This window comes from Trinickia sp. Z7, assembly GCF_056498045.1.
On the sequence record NZ_JAUEQW010000010.1, the window covers coordinates 92814 to 111880 of the forward strand.

The 19067-nt window shown below is 62.4% G+C and carries 14 protein-coding genes; 8 read left to right on the plus strand and 6 right to left on the minus strand.

Annotated elements, in window-relative coordinates:
* Positions 1–51 precede the first annotated feature (51 nt).
* From pseI to QQS38_RS17765, 7 genes are all read left to right on the plus strand, one after another.
* Positions 52–1104 carry a pseudaminic acid synthase gene (gene pseI / locus QQS38_RS17735; RefSeq protein WP_479646671.1) on the plus strand — a complete coding sequence of 351 codons (1053 nt, stop codon included), beginning with the start codon at positions 52–54 and terminating at the stop codon, positions 1102–1104.
* Entirely contained in the window at positions 1101–2387 is a 1287-nt protein-coding gene (locus tag QQS38_RS17740) for a class I SAM-dependent methyltransferase (protein WP_479646672.1), read from the plus strand. The genes pseI and QQS38_RS17740 overlap by 4 nt, the downstream gene beginning before the upstream one ends.
* Complete coding sequence (locus QQS38_RS17745; protein ID WP_479646673.1) at positions 2384–4423, plus strand: class I SAM-dependent methyltransferase; 2040 nt, start codon at positions 2384–2386, stop codon at positions 4421–4423. The genes QQS38_RS17740 and QQS38_RS17745 overlap by 4 nt, the downstream gene beginning before the upstream one ends.
* A gap of 69 nt (positions 4424–4492) precedes the next feature.
* Positions 4493–6235: a glycosyltransferase gene (locus QQS38_RS17750; RefSeq protein ID WP_479646674.1), complete on the plus strand. Its 1743-nt coding sequence runs from the start codon at positions 4493–4495 to the stop codon at positions 6233–6235.
* A 94-nt stretch (positions 6236–6329) separates the two neighbouring features.
* On the plus strand, positions 6330–8243 hold the full coding sequence (locus tag QQS38_RS17755; protein ID WP_479646758.1) for an O-linked N-acetylglucosamine transferase, SPINDLY family protein: 1914 nt from the start codon (positions 6330–6332) through the stop codon (positions 8241–8243).
* 61 nt (positions 8244–8304) lie between these two features.
* On the plus strand, positions 8305–10587 hold the full coding sequence (locus QQS38_RS17760; protein WP_479646675.1) for a tetratricopeptide repeat protein: 2283 nt from the start codon (positions 8305–8307) through the stop codon (positions 10585–10587).
* Entirely contained in the window at positions 10584–12560 is a 1977-nt protein-coding gene (locus tag QQS38_RS17765) for an O-linked N-acetylglucosamine transferase, SPINDLY family protein (RefSeq protein ID WP_479646676.1), read from the plus strand. Before QQS38_RS17760 ends, QQS38_RS17765 begins: the two co-directional genes overlap by 4 nt.
* A gap of 136 nt (positions 12561–12696) precedes the next feature.
* Here the strand turns inward: QQS38_RS17765 and QQS38_RS17770 are convergent, their stop codons facing one another.
* The 4 genes from QQS38_RS17770 to QQS38_RS17785 all read right to left on the minus strand — a co-directional run bounded on the left by QQS38_RS17770 (position 12697) and on the right by QQS38_RS17785 (position 16625).
* Positions 12697–13566, minus strand: a complete 870-nt coding sequence (locus tag QQS38_RS17770) for a hypothetical protein (RefSeq protein WP_479646677.1) — start codon at positions 13564–13566, stop codon at positions 12697–12699.
* Positions 13567–13842: 276 nt separating this feature from the next.
* Complete coding sequence (locus QQS38_RS17775; RefSeq protein WP_479646678.1) at positions 13843–14142, minus strand: flagellar protein FliT; 300 nt, start codon at positions 14140–14142, stop codon at positions 13843–13845.
* A gap of 35 nt (positions 14143–14177) precedes the next feature.
* Positions 14178–15587, minus strand: coding sequence for a flagellar filament capping protein FliD (gene fliD / locus QQS38_RS17780; protein ID WP_479646679.1), 1410 nt, complete (start codon positions 15585–15587; stop codon positions 14178–14180).
* 219 nt (positions 15588–15806) lie between these two features.
* Entirely contained in the window at positions 15807–16625 is an 819-nt protein-coding gene (locus QQS38_RS17785; RefSeq protein ID WP_479646680.1) for a flagellin domain-containing protein, read from the minus strand.
* A 631-nt stretch (positions 16626–17256) separates the two neighbouring features.
* On the opposite strand from QQS38_RS17785, the gene rpsU reads away from it, so the two are divergent.
* Entirely contained in the window at positions 17257–17469 is a 213-nt protein-coding gene (gene rpsU, locus QQS38_RS17790; RefSeq protein ID WP_006401410.1) for a 30S ribosomal protein S21, read from the plus strand.
* A 191-nt stretch (positions 17470–17660) separates the two neighbouring features.
* Here rpsU and QQS38_RS17795 read toward each other — a convergent pair whose 3' ends face one another.
* Together QQS38_RS17795 and QQS38_RS17800 are read right to left on the minus strand one after the other, a co-directional pair.
* On the minus strand, positions 17661–18089 hold the full coding sequence (locus QQS38_RS17795; RefSeq protein WP_479646681.1) for a hypothetical protein: 429 nt from the start codon (positions 18087–18089) through the stop codon (positions 17661–17663).
* Positions 18090–18264: 175 nt separating this feature from the next.
* On the minus strand, positions 18265–18864 hold the full coding sequence (locus QQS38_RS17800) for a DNA-3-methyladenine glycosylase I (RefSeq protein WP_479646682.1): 600 nt from the start codon (positions 18862–18864) through the stop codon (positions 18265–18267).
* Positions 18865–19067: the final 203 nt, after the last annotated feature.

The window sequence follows — 19067 nt, forward strand, 5'->3', positions numbered from 1 at the left end:
GGCGCTGTCCTTATGGTGCTCGACCGTCGATTATTGGTAAGGAGTCGCGCGATGAGCGCATTCAAGATTGCGGATCGGCCGATTGGCCGTGACTGTCCGCCGTTCGTGATCGCCGAGATGTCGGGCAATCATAATCAGTCGCTCGAGCGCGCACTTGAGATCGTGGACGCGGCGGCGGCCACCGGTGCGCACGCACTGAAGCTGCAGACGTACACGCCCGACACGATGACGCTCGACCTCGACGATGGGGAGTTTCATATCGGCGATCCGAACAGTCCATGGTCCGGCACTTCGCTATACAAGCTTTACGAGCAGGCGCACACCCCGTGGGCGTGGCACAAGCCGATTTTCGATCGCGCTCGTTCGCGCGGCATGCTGTGCTTTTCGACGCCATTCGACGAAACAGCCGTTGATTTTCTCGAGGGCCTCGACGTCCCTGCGTACAAGATTGCGAGCTTCGAGAACACAGATTTGCCGTTGATTCGGCGGGTGGCGGCCACGGGGAAGCCCTTGATCATCTCCTCGGGGATGGCGACCGTAGCCGAACTCGATGAAGCGGTACGCACCGCGCGCGACGCCGGCTGCGAACAGCTCGTTCTGCTCAAATGCACGAGTTCTTATCCGGCTTCCCCCGAAAACAGCAACGTGAATACGGTCGCGCATATGCGCGAGCTTTTCGACTGTGAAGTCGGGCTGTCCGATCATACGATGGGCGTGGGCGCAGCCGTCGCGGCCGTTGCACTTGGAGCAACCGTGATCGAAAAACATTTCACGTTGCGGCGCGCCGACGGCGGTGTCGATTCGGCCTTCTCACTCGAGCCCGACGAAATGAAGACGCTCGTAGTGGAAAGCGAACGAGCCTGGCAGTCCTTGGGGCGTGTCGTGTACGGCCCAACGCAGCAAGAGCGCGCGTCTGCGGTGTTCCGGCGTTCGCTCTACATCGTGCGCGACGTGGAAGCCGGAGAGGTGCTGACCACCGACAACGTGCGTGCGATTCGGCCGGGCTTCGGCTTGTCGCCGAAATATTTTTCCACCGTGATCGGAACAAAGGTCCGACGCGCCCTCACGCGAGGCACCCCTCTTTCTTGGGAAGTACTGAAATGAATGATCGGCTGGATCTCCCCTCCGGCGAGGGTCTGTCCGACCTCATCCGCTGGAAAACCGACGCTTGGCAGGACCCTCGCATGGTCAGCTGGTATTCGGGTCGCATGATGGTGAGCGAATCGACCAATAGCCTCAAGAATGCGCTGGAGGTCGACGCGATTCGACGCTTCGCTCGCGGACCGGAGATCGTCGATATCGGCGTGGGCACCGGTCGCGCGGCACTGCCGCTCGTTGTCGACGGGTACCGCGTGACCGGCATCGACAGCTCTCAAGCGATGCTCGATGAAACGCGGCGGCTAGCCGGGGGCTCGCCGATCGAACTGAAGGTCGGTGATCTCGCCGCTTTGCCGTGCGCCGACAATGCGTTCGACTGCGCCGTTGCACTCAACGTTCTCGTTCACTTCCCGAACTGGCGCGAGTCGCTGCTCGAATGGAAGCGCGTCGTGCGGCCCGGCGGTCGAATGGTCTTCGACATACATTCGCTCGACCATACGCAAGCTGCATACGGCGCGGACGAGACGCGGTGGCCGCATGCCCTAAAACGCACACACGACAAAGGCGACTTCACGCACTACATGTCGCGCGTGAGCGCCGACGAGTTGGTCGAATTCGCGAATGGCGCGGAGTTGACTATCGTTGCGGCTGCACCTTACGGTGCATTCTTGGGCGGCGGCAACATCAATTGGTTGTCCTATGCCGAGCTCGACGCCACGCAACGATGGAAGCGCCTGCTGTCCTGGTTCGCTCGCGACCAGGCGCTATTCGACCTGGGCTATTTTCTCGAAGACGCGATCATCAGGCATTTGACGCCCCGTGTGACGGGCCGTATGTTCGTCGTTCTCGACAATCGACCTGACGTGCAGGCGAATGCTCGTTTCGCGGCCGATGTCGCAGCGCGCGACGAGGCACTCGATCGAGGCGACTTCGCGGCGTTGCAACCCTGGCTGCCGCATACCCGAGAGCAATATGCAGCGCGGCTCGCGGAGTTGCTCAGGCCGCTGCGCAGCCGGCGATTCTTCTTCGGACTCTTCAAGACGCTTACGGCACGGATGCCCGGCTTCGATTTTCGCGGCGTTATCGCTCCGCAAGTACTCGAGCAGTTCAGCGTGTGGCTCGAGCACGAGAGAATCGATCTGCACGCTACCAGCATCGCGCGTGGCTGGGCGGCGGGTGCGCCGTTTCGGTTCAAGGACGGCGTTGATCTCGCCATTGGTGCGGAATATGACCTCGTCAAGGCGTTATTGGAGAAGCACTTCGGCATTTTCGATGGAGGTCGGCAATGACACAAAAGGCCATTGTCAGCCTGTTGTGGGGCACGCAATACGAAGCACTGCGTCAATTCCTGGCGATGCACGAGCCGATGGTCGTGCTCGTTTCCGCAGGCGCCACAAGCCCGCAGATGCGCGGTGCGATTGAAAGCACCGGGAGCACCGTCGTTCATCTCGAAGATCTGCTCGACGCTGAAGGTGTGAGGCGCTTCGAAACCGAGACGGTGCGGACGCAGACACAATTCGCACAGTACCTGAACGCATTGGCGGGCGAAGAGCGCGCATTGGGACGCGAGTCGGCGCTGATCTCGACCGCGATCGACGAAACACTCGCCGCCTCCTTGCCGGCTACGGCTGCGTTGCTCGATTGCCTCGAGCAGGCAGCCGGCCGATTCGACATTGCTTTGCTCGTGACTAGTGAAGACATGACTCGCAGCGGCAAAGTCGCGACTGCCTGGGCCAAGTCTCGGGGCATTGCCACGTTGCACGTCGCTCACGGCATCGCACTTGTCGATCCGTACACCGTGCATGATCAGCTGATCGCCGATAAGCTCGCGGTGTTCGGACGGCGTGGCATGGAGGGCTACCTCGACCTCGGGTACCCCGAAGAACGTTTCGTCGTTACCGGTAATCCCGCTTGGGACAACTATGCGCAGTTGCGAAACGACAAGACGGGCAGCCGTCGTCAGCTCGACGCTAAGTACGGTCTGAACCCCGATGCGCCGCTGATCGTCTTCGGCACGACCTGGTCGGCGAACTTCAGTGCGCACTGCAACGACGATATCTACGCCGATTCAGTGATGGTTTTCATAGCGAGTTGCGAGGCGCTGCGCGCTTGCGGCCTGCGCTTCAACGCCGTCATCAAGGACCGGCCCTCGAATCAGGCCTTCGGCGAGCAGCGTTGCGCAAACATTCTGGGGCAGTTGGGGGCTCCTCGAGACGACTACTTCTACTGCACTGGCGACACGCAGCTCCTTGCCGCGGGTGCCGACTTGCTCGTGGCGATTGACTCGAACTACTTGGTGGAAGGGATGCTCGCCGGCACGCCGGTGATCAACTTGATGAACGAGACCGGCATGATCATGGGACCGTGTTTCGAGTCGGAAACAGGAATCTTGGAAGTCGAGGCGCCGGACCTGGCCGGCAATATGCGGCTGCTGTTGACGGACGGTGACGCACGCAACGCAGTGCTCGCGATGGCGGCAAAGCGCGTGGCGCATTACAACGAGACTGTGGACGGCAAGGCTGCCACGCGTGTGGCGCAATTGATGTCGTCGATGGCTAGGGGGCTGTCCGAGCGCAAGGCCCGTTACGTTTGGCAGCAATATCTCAACGTTGAGTCGAGGCCCGTCGACGATATCTATCACACGGTTGGGCGCAGCGAACTCGCACAGATGTTTACAAACGTACCATCGCTGATTCTTGACGTCGGTTGCTCGGCGGGAAGCAATGCCGCGCTCGTCAAGTCGCGTTTCCCTGGAAGCCGGGCCTGGGGCATCGAGATGAATCGGGATGCCGCGGCTCTCGCACGGCAAAAGCTCGACCGCGTATTGCACGGTCGTTTCGAAGACTTTGATCTTCGCCGGGAAGGGATTGCGCACGGTACGCTCGACGCGGTGTTGTTGACCGATGTACTCGAGCACATGTACGACCCATGGGACGTGATGGTGAAACTGCGACCCTACATGTCGCCGACGGGGCAACTCGTGCTCAGCATTCCCAATGTCCGTAATCTGTGGCTCATGGACGAGCTGAGCAAAGGCAATTGGACGTACGACGCCGCGGGATTGCTCGATATCACGCACATTCGGTTCTTTACGCGCAAGGAAATGCTCAAGTTCGCCGAGGAAACCGGCTACCGAGTGATTCAGACACGCTATTCGATCGACGGACGGCTCGCCGCTCTTTGGCAGCAGCATCAAAGCGCCGCGGGGCCGATCAACATCGATCTTGAACGAATGACGCTCAAGGGTGTGAGCCGCGACGAATGGACCGAACTGTGCTCGTTGCAGTTTTACTTGCTGCTAGAGAGAGCGCCAGGGCACGCTTGACACGGTGTAGTGGCGGCTATTTTCGATTTACCGCCCTCACGCAAGCCACTTTAACGAGATTCCCCACCAATGGTTACCGTCAGCATCCTGGTTCCCGCGCGCCGAGCCGACTATCTAGGTCGTGCTCTGATCAGCGCTCAGCGCCAAACTTTCGACGACGTCGAGATCGTAGTGGGCGACGATACGCCTGGCGGCGCCCTGGCACCGATCGTAACCGCACTGAACGACTCGCGAATTCGCTACCTCCACCTAGGCTTCAACGACAAGGTGCGGACCGCCCGGGCGTTGTGGTCGCATGCGCGAGGTCGCTACGTCAAGTGGCTGGCCGAAGCGGATATCCTGTTGCCGACGTCGGTCCATGCGCTCGTCGAAGCGCTGCGCTTGCATCCGGAATCGCCCCTCGCATTTCACGGGCGCGCGGTCATCGACGAGCAGGACGTCATCGTGCATACCCCGCCTGCGCTATTGAATGTCGGAGAACGGGCGTTGATCGGCCGAGATTTGCTCGTCAGGGACATGGTCGCCCAGATGCAAAACTTTATTGGCGAAACGAGCAACGTCATGATCGATCGCCAGCGAGCGAGCGAAACGGATTTGTTCGCCTACCGATCACTGACGTTGGATTTCCTGACCGACGTGGCCACGTACTTGAACCTTGCCGCGCGCGGGCCTCTTGTCGCGGTCGGCGGGTACTTGAGCATGCTGCGCATGCGGCCCGAGTACAAACAACTTTCACCGGAAACTACTCCTACCTATAGTGCCGGTCTGTATGAATGGGAACTGCTGGTGCGCGGTGAAGCTGCGAGCGGCACGCTGACCGCCAGCGCGCTCGCTGGCGCGGCGCAGCGCTTGTCGCAGTTGTATACCTCTTGTGGCGCTCGCCTACCCGAGATCGCGCGACTCCAAGCCAATCTCCATGAATTCACGACGCGTGTGCCTCGTGAGCTATTCGACAGCGAGTCCTTTCAGGCCGATCTCGCCCATGCGAGAAGCGCCGTCGCGACGCGCGTGAAAAAATTCGATGGCGCGCCGACGACAGGTGCGCCCTCGCGCACTGAACAGCCCGATCCTGCCGCCCGGGCTACGACCGCCCCGGCCGAACACTCGCGCACCGATGCCTCAGAGGACAAGCCGATCCGCCTTGTCTGCGCGACTCGTTGCTCACGAGCGAACTTCATGAGCGATACCGCTCTTGGTCGGTCGCTGGCTGTACAACGTCCCGCGTGTGCGCCTGAACTGCTGCTGTTCGACAACAATACGACGGGGCTCGCGACTCTATACAACGCCGCGATCGAGCAGGCTGCGTCGAGCCCCGCGATTCTCGTGTTCATGCACGACGACGTATCGATCCATGACTTTTTTTGGATGGAACGTATCCGCGAAGCCCTTACCCAGTTCGACGTGGTCGGTCTGGCCGGTAATCGCCGCCGCTTGCCCCTGCAACCTGCGTGGGCCTTCGCGACGCCCGACTTCACGTGGGACAGCCCAGAGTATCTGAGCGGGACGGTCGGCCACGGCAAGGGTTTTCCATGCGACATGATTTCCTACTTCGGACCGTCGGGCGTCGAGTGCAAGCTGCTCGATGGGCTCATGCTCGTTGCCGACAGTGCGCGCTTGATCGAATCAGGTACGCGCTTCGACAATCAGTTCGAGTTCCACCTCTACGACATGGACTTCTGCCGGCAAGCCGAACTCAACGGCTTGCGCATGGGTACGTGGCCAATTAGTGCTGTCCACGAGAGCGCCGGCGCGTTCAATACGCCACCGTGGCGGGCAGCCTACGAATGCTATCTGCGCAAGTATGGGCAATGATCGTGAACTAGGCTCCCGACAGCCGTTTGAAAATGCCGTCGCGTGCGGGTCGGCTGGGCGTGCCGGTGTGACGCCGCAAGCGGCGGTGCCGGCGATGGTGCAACCGGCTCCAGGCATTGTGCAGTTCATTATCCCGCCGGTCATCGCACCTTGCACGCGCGGTGAGTTGACTCCGAGTGCGCCGGCTTCGTCGTTGTCGCAGTCGGCCTCGCCCTCGAACGCTCCCCTGATCGAATCGGGTCTAGCTCTGCAGCATGCCGGACGCTTCGCGGATGCGGCACTGGTCTATCAGCAGATTCTCGCCGTCGATCCTAACCACGCGGACGCGCTGCATTTGCTCGGCCTCGTCGCGTATCACGACGGCAATTATGTGCAAGCGACGGAATGGATCATGCAGGCGCTGAGCCGGCACGAGAGCGAAATCTTCTATGGCAATCTCGGGAATGCGCTGTCGGCGCGAGGAATGCGGGCTGCGGCGGTCGAGAGCTTTCGCCAGGCCATCGTGCTGAAGCGCGACTATGCGCCGGCACACAACAATCTCGGCAATTTGCTGAGAGACGAGGGCCGCCTGACGGAAGCAGTCGAATGCTTCAGAACCGTCATCGCCCTCCAGCCCGACTACGCCGAAGCCCACAACAACCTAGCCAATGCCCTCGTCGATTTAGGCGAGCTCGATGCCGCGATCGACGCCTACCGACGGGCGCTCGCACTGAAGCCGGGCCTATTGGAAGCGCGCAGCAATCTGCTCTTCATCCTCAGCTACCGCGACGACATGAGCCAGGCCGACTATCTGGCCGAAGCCGTCGAATTCGGCGGCATCGCCACAGCTAAAGCAAAGCCTTGGCGCGATTGGCTCGTCCCGCTCGCAGCCGGTGCACGAGCCGCCCCCCTGCGCGTCGGCCTCGTCTCCGGCGATCTGAAGACTCACCCCACGGGCCACTTCCTGGAAAGCATTCTCGCCCATATCGACCGTAGCCGAATCGAACTCGTCGCCTACCCGACGCGCCGTTTGGAGGATGCGCTGACCGCACGCATCAAGCCGTTTTTCAGCGCCTGGACGCCGCTCGCCTCGATGAACGACGAGCAAGCGGCCGCGCGCGTCCGCGACGATCGCATCGATCTGTTGCTCGACCTGTCGGGCCATATGAATTTCAATCGCTTGCCGATGTTCGCCTGGCGTCCCGCGCCCGTGCAAGCGAGCTGGCTAGGCTATTTCGCCAGCACGGGCTTGCCGGCCATGGACTATCTGCTCGGCGATGCGCACGTGCTGCCGCCCGATGCGCAAGCGTTCTACACTGAACGGCTTTGGCGCCTGCCCGACAGCTATCTGTGCTTCACGCCGCCGGCCGAGCAAGTCGCCATCGGCCCGTTGCCGCTCGCCGCGCAAGGCCACGTGACGTTCGGTTGCTTCAACCATCTGATGAAGATGAACGAGGGTGTCGTCGATGTCTGGGCGCGTATCTTGCACGCCGTTCCGCATTCGCGCTTGTTCCTCAAAGCGAAGCAGCTCGACGATGCGCCCACGCGCGAGACCACGCTCGCGCGCTTCGCGGCGCGCGGCATCGATGCATCGCGACTGATATTGGAAGGGCGCTCGCCGCGCGCTGAATACTTCGCTGCCTATAACCGCATCGACATCGCGCTGAGCCCTTTCCCCTATCCCGGTGGGACGACCAGCGTGGAAGGTCTCTGGATGGGCGTGCCCGTGCTGTGCCGGCGCGGTGATCGTTTCTTGTCGAACATCTGTACGAGCATGTTGCATTCGGCGGACCTCGCCGATTGGATCGCCGCCGACAACGACGACTATGTCGCCAAGGCCATCGCCTTCGCGGGCGATGTGCCGCGTCTCGCAGCGCTGCGCTCGAGCCTGCGCACGACGCTGCTTGCTTCGCCCCTGTGCGACGCCGCGCGCTATGCGCGCCACCTCGAAGCTGCGCTCGAAGCGATGTGGCGCGATGGCGTCGCCCGCATCGCCAGCTCGGCGTCACCATCGAAGGCGACGGCATGACGGCACACGACATGCGGCGCACCGTTGCGGGCCGCATCGCTCTTCCATAACCGGATCGATCATGCAAAACACGGCCCAGTGGCTCAACGCCGCGTTGGCGCATCACCAGGCAGGGCGGCTTGCCGATGCCAAAGCGCTGTACGCGCGCATCCTCGCCAAGCAGCCCAAGCACGCCGATGCGCTGCACTTCATGGGGCTGCTCGCGTGCCAGATCGGGCAGAGCGAAGCCGGCGTCGCGCTGATGCGCGAATCGATCGCGCTTGCGCCGAGCCCGATCTACTACAACAATCTCGGCAATGCGCTGCGCGAGGCCAAGGCGCTACCCGAGTCGGTCGACGCGTATCGCCGTGCCGTAGCGCTCAAGCCCGACTATGCAGAAGCCCACAACAACCTAGGCAACGCACTGCGGGAAACCGGCGACGCCGCCGCGGCAATGTCGAGCTGCGCTCGCGCGATCGAACTCAAGCCTGGTTATGCCGAGGCGTACAACAACCTAGGCAATGCGTTGAAGGACGTGGCGCAACTGGATGCCGCCATTGCCGCATACGGCAAGGCGATCGCAGCGAAGCCGGCCTTTGCCGAAGCCCACTTGAACCTCGGCGTGGCCTTGCAGGCAAAGGGCCACGGCGATGCGGCGCTCGAATGCCTGCGCGAAAGCGTCAAGTTCGCGCCGCAGTTGGCCGCGGCTCACGACAAGCTCGCCGGCATCCTGATGCACCGCGGCGATATCGCCGGCGCGATCGAAGCGTATCGGCGCGTCGCCGAACTCACGCCCGCATCGGCGCAGGCATACAACACGCTAGGCAACGCGCTGAACGGCGCCGGGCGCGTGCCGGAGGCGGTGCCGTGCTACGAGCGCGCGATCGCGCTCGCCCCGGATTTTGCCGACGCCTATCACAACCTCGCCAATGCACTGCGGCGCTTGAACGCGCCCGAGCGCGCGCTCGCATACGCGCGCCGCGCGATCGAACTGCGCAACGACACGCCCTCGTTCCAAAACAACCTCGGCACGATCCTCGCGGATCTCGGCGAGCCCGACGCCGCGCTCGCTTGCTATCGCGAAGCACTTGCCTTGAACCCCGACTTCGGCGAATCGCATACGTGCGTGCTGTTCGGGCAATCGTACGTGCCGCGTTGGTCGCCTGAGACACACCTGGCCGATGCCCGGTACTTCGGCGAAAGAATGCGTGCGCGCGCGACGCCCTATACGCAGTGGCCCGTCTTGGCCGATGGCGCCCATACGGGCCGCGCGCTGCGCGTGGGCTTCGTGTCGGCGGACTTGCGCAAGCACCCGGTGGGCTACTTCTTCGAATCGGTGCTGGCGCAACTGGACCGCAGCCGCATCGAGCCGATCGCCTACTCTAACGCGTTGCATAGCGACGAACTGACGGCCCGCATCAAGCCGCGCTTCGCGCTGTGGCGGCATGTGGCCGAAATGGACGACGCCGCGCTCGCGCGGCGTATCGTCGACGATCGCATCGACGTGCTCGTCGATCTATCGGGGCACACGGGGCGCAACCGGCTGCCGATGTTCGCATGGCAGCCCGCCCCGTTGCAGATCAGTTGGCTCGGCTACTTCGCGACCACGGGCCTATCGGAGATCGACTACGTGCTGGCCGATCCCCATGTCGTGCCGCCCGGCGAGGAAGCGCAGTACACCGAACGCATTTGGCGCTTGCCCGACAGCTACCTGTGCTTCACGCTGCCGAGCGAAGCGATCGCGGTGAGTTCGCTGCCCGCGCTCGGTAACGATGGCTTCACGTTCGGTTGCTTGAACAACCACAAGAAGCTCAACGACGGGGTGCTCGAGGTCTGGTCGCGAATTCTGCACGCCGCGCCGCGTTCGCGCTTGCTGCTGAAGAACCATCAGCTCGGCGAACCGTCGATCCTGCGCGATACGCTCGCCCGGTTCTCGGCATACGGCATCGATGCATCGCGTCTGCTACTGGAAGGCCCGTCCTCGCGCGAACAATATTTCTCGACGTATCACCGCGTCGACCTCGCGCTCGATCCGTTTCCTTATCCCGGTGGCACGACCAGCGTCGAAGGGCTATGGATGGGTGTGCCGGTGCTGACGCGGCGCGGTGACCGCTTCCTTTCTCACCTCGGCGAGTTGGTGCTCGAGACGGTCGGCCTGCCGGACTGGATCGCAGCCGATACCGAAGACTACGTGGCGCGCGCTGTCGCCGCGACGACCGATCTGCCGGCGTTGGCCGCGCTGCGCGCAGGCTTGCGCGAACGCGTGGAGCGCTCGCCGCTTGCCGACGCGCAGCGCTTCGCCGGCAACTGGATGACGGCGATCGAGCAAATGTGGCAAACGAAATTGAAGGAGATCGCGGCATGATGGCAATCGATCAGGATGCCAACACACTCGTCGAGGACGGTCTCGTTCATCATCGTAGCGGCCGCTTGCAAGAGGCCCGCGCTCGCTACGAGACTGCGCTTGCACGCATGCCGCGGCATGCCGATGCTTGGCATCTGCTCGGCGTCGTCGCGATGCAGGAGTCGCGTTATGCCGATGCGCTCGATTCGATCAGCCGCGCGATCGAGATCAGCCCTCAGGCCGTGTACTTCGACAATCTCGGCTGCGCGCTCAGAAGCTGGGGCAAGCTAGCCGCCGCGGTCGAAAGCCATGAGCAGGCGGTCGCGCTCGATCCGAATCATTTTCGGGCGCACAACAACTTGGGTATGGCGTTGCTCGACATGCGCCTGCCTGCCGCGGCCGCGGCGAGTTTTCGCAAGTGCCTTGCCATCAATCCCGACTTCGCCGAAGCGCACAGCAATCTGGGCAACGTGCTGCGCGAGCTCGGCGAAGCCGACGCGGCCGCCGATCATTGCCGCCGGGCGATTGCGCTGCAGCCGGGCTTTGGCCAGGCGTACAACAATCTCGGCAATGCGCTGAAGACGCAGAACAAGCTGGCCGATGCAGCCGCCTGCTATCTGCAAGCACGATCGCTGCTGCCGCACGAGCCGCAAGTCGCCTTGAACTTGGGCATCGTGTTGCGCGAGACGGGCGAGCACAAAGCGGCGATCGAGGCGTTTCGTCAGGCGCTCGCGTTGCGCCCGTCATGGGGCGAGGCATGGAGCAATCTGCTGTTTACGTTGAGCTTCGCCCAAGATGTCGCGCCGCGCGATTACTTGGCCGAGGCGCGCGCATTCGGCCGTTTCGCGGGGGAACGAGCGCGACCGTTCACGGATTGGCTCGTCGATAGAACCCCGGACGCTGCGTTGCGCATCGGGTTCGTATCGGGCGATTTCCGCACGCATCCGGTGGGATTCTTCCTGGAAAGCGTGCTGGCGCATTTGGATCCCGCGCGCGTGCAATTGTTCGCTTATTCGACGCGCCCTTACGAGGACGCACTGACGCAGCGGCTGAAGCCGCGCTTTGCGCAATGGCGCTCGCTCGTCGGGCTCGCCGACGAAGCGGCGGCGGCGGCGATCCGCAACGACGGCGTGCATATCTTGCTCGACATGTCGGGTCATACCGACAGCAATCGCTTGCCCGTATTTGCGTGGAAGCCTGCGCCGGTGCAAGCGAGTTGGATCGGCTACTTCGCTTCGACGGGATTGCCGGCCATCGACTATGTGATCGGCGATCAATGGGTGCTGCCGCCCGAGGAAGCCGAGCACTTCGTCGAGCGGCCATGGCGGTTGCCGCACGGCTATCTGTGCTTTACCCCGCCCGAGCCTGCCGTCGAAATCGATGCAGCGCGGCTCGGCGATACGGCGCGTCCCCTGACGTTCGGCTGCTTCAGCGATCTCGTGAAGGTCAACGATCGCGTGGTGGCGGTATGGTCGCGCATTTTGCATGCCGTCCCCGAGGCGAAGCTGTTCTTGAAAGCCCAGCAACTCGCCGACCCAGCGCAGCGCACGGCCACGCTTGCACGCTTTGCCGCGCACGGCGTCGCGGCCGATCGTTTGGTGATGGAAGGCCCATCGCCGCGGGCGGACTACTTGGCCGCTTACAACCGCGTCGACATTTCGTTGAGCCCCTTTCCGTATCCGGGCGGGACGACGACAGCCGAAAGTTTGTGGATGGGGGTGCCGGTGCTGTGCCGGCATGGCGATCGCTTCCTCGGGCACTTGTGCGAAAGCGTGCTCCATAGCGTCGATCTCGGCGATTGGATCGCGGCCGACGACGACGCCTACGTGGCCCGCGCCGTTGCCTGCGCGCGCGAGCGGCCGGCGCTGGCGGCATTGCGCAGCGGGTTGCGCGAGCGTGTGTTGAATTCGACGCTGTGCAGCCCGGCTAGCTTTGCGCGCACGCTCGAAGGTGAATTCGAGCGGATGTGGCGAGCGTGTGCCGAAGCTTCGTAGCTATTTGTCCCCGGTTCGGCCTCGGGTTGGGCAGTGCATAGCTGCCATTTGAATGGTCGTTATCGGTCGTTTTCCGGCGTCACTGTCATTTGAATGGATACTAAGGCGAGCGCAGCGCGCATCGCGCTCGCAGCGCTCAACTGCGTCCCGCTTGCATCCCGTTCGCCCGGCGCGCCGTATCGAGCAAGGTGTTTCGCACTTGCTGGAACAGCTTCAGGTAATTGTCGTGACCGGTTTCAATCGCGGCCGTCTTCAACGCATCGAGCACGAGCAGATCGGCGGGATAAGGGCTGACGATCGATCCCGACATCGGCAGCCGCAACGGGTCGAAGTGCCTCGTGCGCCAATGCCGCTCGCCGAGCAATAGGAGCGACACGACGCGCTCCTGGACGAACACCTTGGCCGGCACGAAGCCGTTCGCATAGGGAAGCGGTGCATTGAGCAGTTGCGCGAGTGCGCTCGTGCCGGCTTCGGCGACGGAGAACAACACTTCGTTCACGGCCAGCCAGCGCCGCCAAAACGCGGCGGTCGCCACGAAATAATTGCAGAAGATGCTATGGCGCGAATCCATCACGACGATGTGCGGATCGAGGCCCGGCGCGACGAACGCCACTGCCTGCTCGAATACGGGCCAACTGCTCCCATGATTGGTGGCCGCTTGCTCGAACGTATTCAGATGAACGGCGCCCTGATCGAAGAACGGCGAAAAGCCGACGACATCGACATCGCGCGGAACGGTAGCGAGAAACTCGAGAACGGCGGCGGAAGTGAGCGTCGTCTTCTGCCCGAATTTCGGCGAAAAGAACCCATAGAGCGTGTTTTCGTCGAGCGTGTGCCGCTGCAGAAAACCGCGAATCGGCCAATATTCGCGCCAATCGGGCCGCTGGCCGCAATTGTCCAGCGGGATGAAGCCGGGGTCGAGCTGCTGCCGCGTCGCCTCGGAATAGAAAATCTGGCGAATCTCGATGCGGCGCGGTCCGGTGGGAGTGCTCGACGGTGGATGCATGGGGGAGTCTCGATCGTTGGAATGAAGCGCCGTCGACGGTGCGCGTGTCGGTGTTCGTAAGGGTAAGCGGCGGCCAGAGGCTAGTGTGCCAGGCCTCGCGCGCTCGCTATTGCCCGAACAACGCGCCGATTCGGGCGCAATTTGCGCTAACCGACGCGTCAATAAAAAAGCCGCGTTGCCGCGGCTTTAGCGTACAGCGCCGCATCTGACAGATGCGGCTTGTTTTTGGTTATTCGAAATCGCGGCGTTGGCTCGTTTCGCTCACGCCGCCTGGTCTCAGCGCAACTGCCCCGTGGATTGATAAAAGCCGGCCGCGGCGATCCTTTGCTTGGCGTCGGAAAACTCATTCGAGATCGCGGCATGCGCGGTGTGCGCGCGGCTCATGATGGCCGCGTCGATTTCTTGAATGGCTCGGATCGTCGTGAGCGACGCTTCGTCTTGATCGCGCCCGAGGGCCATGATCAATGGCGAGCGCTCTTCGACGAGATCCGACGCCAACTGCCAGTCCCCCGATTCCACCGCGACGACGAGTGCGCGCGTCAGTTCGTAGGCGCGCGCGAGCGATTCAGAGATCATCTCTTGCCTTTCATGTTTCCGTCAGGGCTTAACGATTACGCCTTATTCAGCGTACCGGTGGCGCCGTTGCCGCCGAACAATTGATTCAGATATTGCGTGTTGTTCTGCATCTGAGACATCAAATTGTTCAGTGCCGTGAATTGCGCGTTGTATTGATCGGTCAGCGTCTGCTGGTAGGCCGTCAACGACGACTGCTGCTGGGTGAGACTCGTCAAATCGGAATGAATCGACGCCGAGCGCTGATCGATTTGACCCACCGACGATTCGGTGTACGAGTTGATGAACGTATTGAGCTGTTCCCCGATGCCATTCGTGCCGTTGAACAGGTTTTGCACCATCGTCGGCGACGAGGTGAGCGTCGATTGCAGCGTCGACGAGCTGAAAGTGAGCGTGCCGTCGTTGTTCAGGTTCAGGCCGATCTGGGCCATGCTGTAGGTCGTGCTGCCCACCGTCACGCCGCTTGCCATGATCGAGGCAATGCCGTTGACGGCCGAGTTCAACATCGCGTCGCCGAGCAGCGGGCCCGCGGTCGAGGACGACGGATCGTACGAGGACAGCGATTTCTGCGTGGAAATCCAGCCGTTGTATGCATTCGCGAAGCCCTGAATTGCGTTGGTGATCGCAGACGTATCCGTCGCTACGGTCAGGGTTTGCGTGGTGCCGACCGAGGCCGACGTGAGGCTCAGCGTCACGCCCGACAACGCGCCCGTCACATTGTTGCTTGCGCTCGTGACGGCATTGCCGCTGATCGTGAGTTGCGCGTCTTGGCCGGCTGTCACTTGCTTGAAGCTAGCCGTGTTCAAGCCCGTATCGACGCCCGCGCCGGCGGCGATCGTCACCTTGTTGGCCGCGCCCGTGTTGGTCGAGGTCAACACGAGGTGCTGGCCGTCGGTCGCGGTCACGACCGATGCCGTCACGCCGGGGTTGCTCGAGGACGCGTTGATCGCCGCGGCAAGGCCGGACAGCGTATTGTTGGTCGAATCGAGATTGACCGTCATCGAGTTGGAGCCATCGCCGATCGTGACGGTGCCAGTGCCGAGCGTGGCGCCGCTCGCATAGGCGCCCGACGAAATTTGGTTTGCGGTGGCGATGTTTTGCACGCTGACCGAGTAAGAGCCCGCGGCCGCACCCGTCGAAGTCGTCGCGGTGATGCCTGTGCCGCTCAAGGTCGCGCCGAGCTTGCTGAAGAGGGTGCCGTCGGAAAGTCCGGTCGAGGTCAGCGAATTTTGCAGCGCCGTGAGCGCCGATTTCATCTGGCCGATCGCCGAGAGCGTCGTGTTGTCGCTCGATTGCTGATTGGACAGCGTCGTGGCTTGCGCCGCGGTTTTGGCGGTAACGAGCGCGGAGACGAGCGAGTTCACGTCGAGCGTGGACTTGGTCGCACCGCTCAAGATCGATTGCGCTGCTTGTTGCAGCAGCGAAGACGTGCTCGTTGTCGTGCTCATGCCTGGCTCCGTTTGCTTGCGCAATATTCAATACAGTGTCATGCGATGGCCGTCTGATAAAACATGCGGCCGTCTGTGAGCGCGTAACGGGAGGCATGCCTCCCGTTCGCGGATCCTGCTGAGTGGCTGCGAAGCCGATGCTTGCGGCGTGTACCGCATGCACCGCCTTCGTTTGCATGGCGGCCCGAACGGCGGCGCGCCACGCGGTGCTCGACCGTATTACTGGAGGAGCTTGAGCACTTGTTGCGGCAGCGAGTTCGCTTGTGCGAGCACCGAGATACCAGCTTGCTGCAACACTTGCGCCTTCGACAGGTTCGCCGTTTCTTCCGCGAAGTTCGCGTCTTCGATCTGCGACTTGGCGGCCGACAGGTTCGTCGATTGCGTTTGCGTGTTCGTGATTGCGGCTTGGAACGTGTTCTGCGTTGCGCCGAGCGTTGCTTGGAAGTTGTTCACTTGAGCAAGCGCCGCATCGATCGCCGTGATTGCGTTTTGCGCGCCCGACGTCGACGAGATGTCCACGCCCGACACGCCCAGGCCCGTCGTCGTCCATGCCGTCGTGCCGAAGCTCGCCGTGATCGTTTGGTTGGCGCTCGCGCCGACCTGGAAGTTCACGCTGCCCAGGCCGCTCAGCACGTTTTGGCCGTTGAACGACGTTTGCGATTCGACGCGGTTGATTTCCGTCAGACGGGTCGAAACTTCCGTTTGCAGGTTCGCTTGCGCCGCCGTGCCGAGCGAGCCGTCGCCCGATTCAACGGCGAGCTGGCGGATACGTTGCAAGTTGGCGACGGTAGCGGAGATCGCGCCCGAAGCCGTTTGCACCATCGAGATGCCGTTGTTGGCGTTCATCACGCCTTGGTTCAGCGCGTTGATCGCCGCCGTTTGCGTCGTGGCGATCGCGAGGCCGGCGGCGTCGTCCGCTGCCGTGTTGATGCGCTTGCCCGACGAGAGGCGGTTGATGGCTTGCGACAGCGCGCTTTGCGAACCCGACAGGTTCGTCTGCGTCGTCAACGACAGGATGTTGGTGTTGATGTTCAGCATTTTGCTTCCTCGTTTGGAAAACGGTCCAGGGACTAGGCTGGTTCGGGGTTCGGCGTCGCGCTTTCGCGAATGGCGCTGCCCGCCTGTCCTGGTTGTCGGCGAGGCCGAGAAAAAACTTTAGGGACCGAACGAGGAATTCGTGTGCCTAGAGGCCGGAAACGGCTGCAAAGCCTTGTGTGGAAAGGTTTTGGGAAAAACAAAACGTTTGCGAAAAGTGCCGGCGAGGGCGGCATTTGGCTGTTGTTTCGGCGTTGCCCGGTCAATCGGGCGACGCGAAAAGTGGCCCGCTCGCGGTTTACCTGATATCATCTCGGGTCGAATTGAGATCGCTGCCGTTTTCATTTGAGATCTGCTGCCCTTTCGTTGCACCGGCCAGGCATCATCGGTCGTCCTGCGGCGGGCTCGCGGTCACTTCGCGAGCGGCACGGGCAGGTTCAGCTCCGGCAGTCAAACGCGGCGTCGGTAAGGTAGCCGGCCGGCGTGCGCGGTGAACTCTCCGCTCTCTCTTTTCTAGGCCAGTCCGAACGTGGCAGTGTCCGCGCCGTCTATCGTACGGTTGGGTGGTGGCCTCTAGCGGACCGGCGCGTGCGCGAAAGCGCGCTACGCATTTGAACGTAACTTTGGGAAATCCATGACGACCATTCTTCTGAAGGAAAACGAGCCGTTCGAAGTGGCGATCCGCCGCTTCCGTCGCGCCATCGAAAAGAACGGCCTGATCGCCGAACTGCGTGAACGCCAGTCTTACGAAAAGCCCACGGCTGTTCGTAAGCGCAAGAAGGCTGCTGCGGTCAAGCGCCTGCACAAGCGCCTGCGCAGCCAAATGCTGCCGAAGAAGCTGCACTAAACGCTACACGGCGCTGTCCCTGGGGCGGCGCGGCTGTAAAAAACGAACGGCGGTGTGCTTCGAAAGAAGCGACACCGCCGTTTGCTTTGGTGGCGCTGGCTGCGATGCCATGGCCTGCGCGGCATCACGCCGCGCTTGCGCGCTATCGGCGCGCGAGCGCAAGCCTGGCATGCAAGCAGCGAGACGAGCCCTTAGGCCGCGTGCTTTTCGAGCCGGGTGGCCGAAAGGCCGAATTGGCGTGCGACGGACAACAGCCGTTCGTGCCATTCCCAGACGCCGAACGCGTCATGTACGTTCTGCAGGCAGCTCAGTAGGTCGACCGTCGTCGGATCGTAGATGTTCACGCGCGCCTTGAGCAGTGCTTTCTTCAGCGCCGCGACGCCGGCGTCCATGTAGGCGGGAACGGTCGTGGCGGGTTTGTCGATGTAGCGAACCGGCACGCCTTCCATCGAAGTCATGTAATCGCGCGGATGGATCAGCCTGCCGATCGGGCAGCCGCCGCGAAAGCCGTGGTAAGCGCCGCCGCCGCGCGGCAGCAAGGCCGCTTGCCGTTGCGCGAAAAGATGATCGACGGCGTGATCGAATAGGTCCTGGTGCGTCAGGAAATGCAGGTTCTTCATGATCTTGGTCTGCTGTCTATCGGCAGCGGCGATGTTGTTGCTCGTGACTGCTATAACGGCGATGGCGGGCGAAATTGCAGCTTTTCGGGGATATTCCCTAGACCAAGACGTGTAATCAAGCACTTTTTTCCGAGTGTTGCTCGCGCGACACGCGGGGATTCCCGGCCCTGCGCCGCTAGCCGCTCTTGCGCTTGCTGCGTCGCGAGGCCAGCGCGGCGCAACGCGCGCGCGAAGCGCAATTGGTTTGATGATCGTTGACCATCCCGATTGCTTGCATGAAGGCATAGCAGATCGTCGAGCCGACGAATTTGCAGCCGTAGCCTTTGAGTGCTTTGCTCAGCGCGTCGGACTCCGGCGTGGAGGCGGGCGCGTGCTCTTTGTAGAGCGTCCAGTCGTTTTGGATGGGCTTGCCGTCGACGAACGACCACACGAAATCGGCGAACGAGCCGTGCTCGGCGCGAATGGTCAAGACGGCCCGCGCGTTGACGATGGCCGCTTCGATCTTGGCGCGATTGCGCACGATGCCGGGGTCTTGCAACAAAGCCTCGACTTTTGCCGGCGTGAAGCGCGCGACCGCTTCGACGTCGAAATGATCGAACGCACGGCGATAGTTCTCGCGCTTGTTCAGAATGGTGGACCATGACAGGCCGGCTTGCGCGCCTTCTAGGACGAGCATCTCGAACAGATGACGATCGTCGTGCGAAGGCACGCCCCATTCGGTGTCGTGGTAATGCTCGTCTGCCGGCGTTCTTACCCAGTTGCAACGTTCCGTCATGGATGCCTCCGTTCGCCGGTGCGTGCAAGTGTTTTCGCTTGCCGGCTGGTTGGTCCGTGTCGAGAGCCCCGGCGAATCGAATCGTGCGCGGGGCCGAATTGCTCGCAAGGATAGCGGATCGCCCATCGAGCGGCACTAGGCCGATCGGAGAATTGGCGGGGACGCGCGAAGCCGATAATCTCTCGGTCGGCGTGAACCAACCG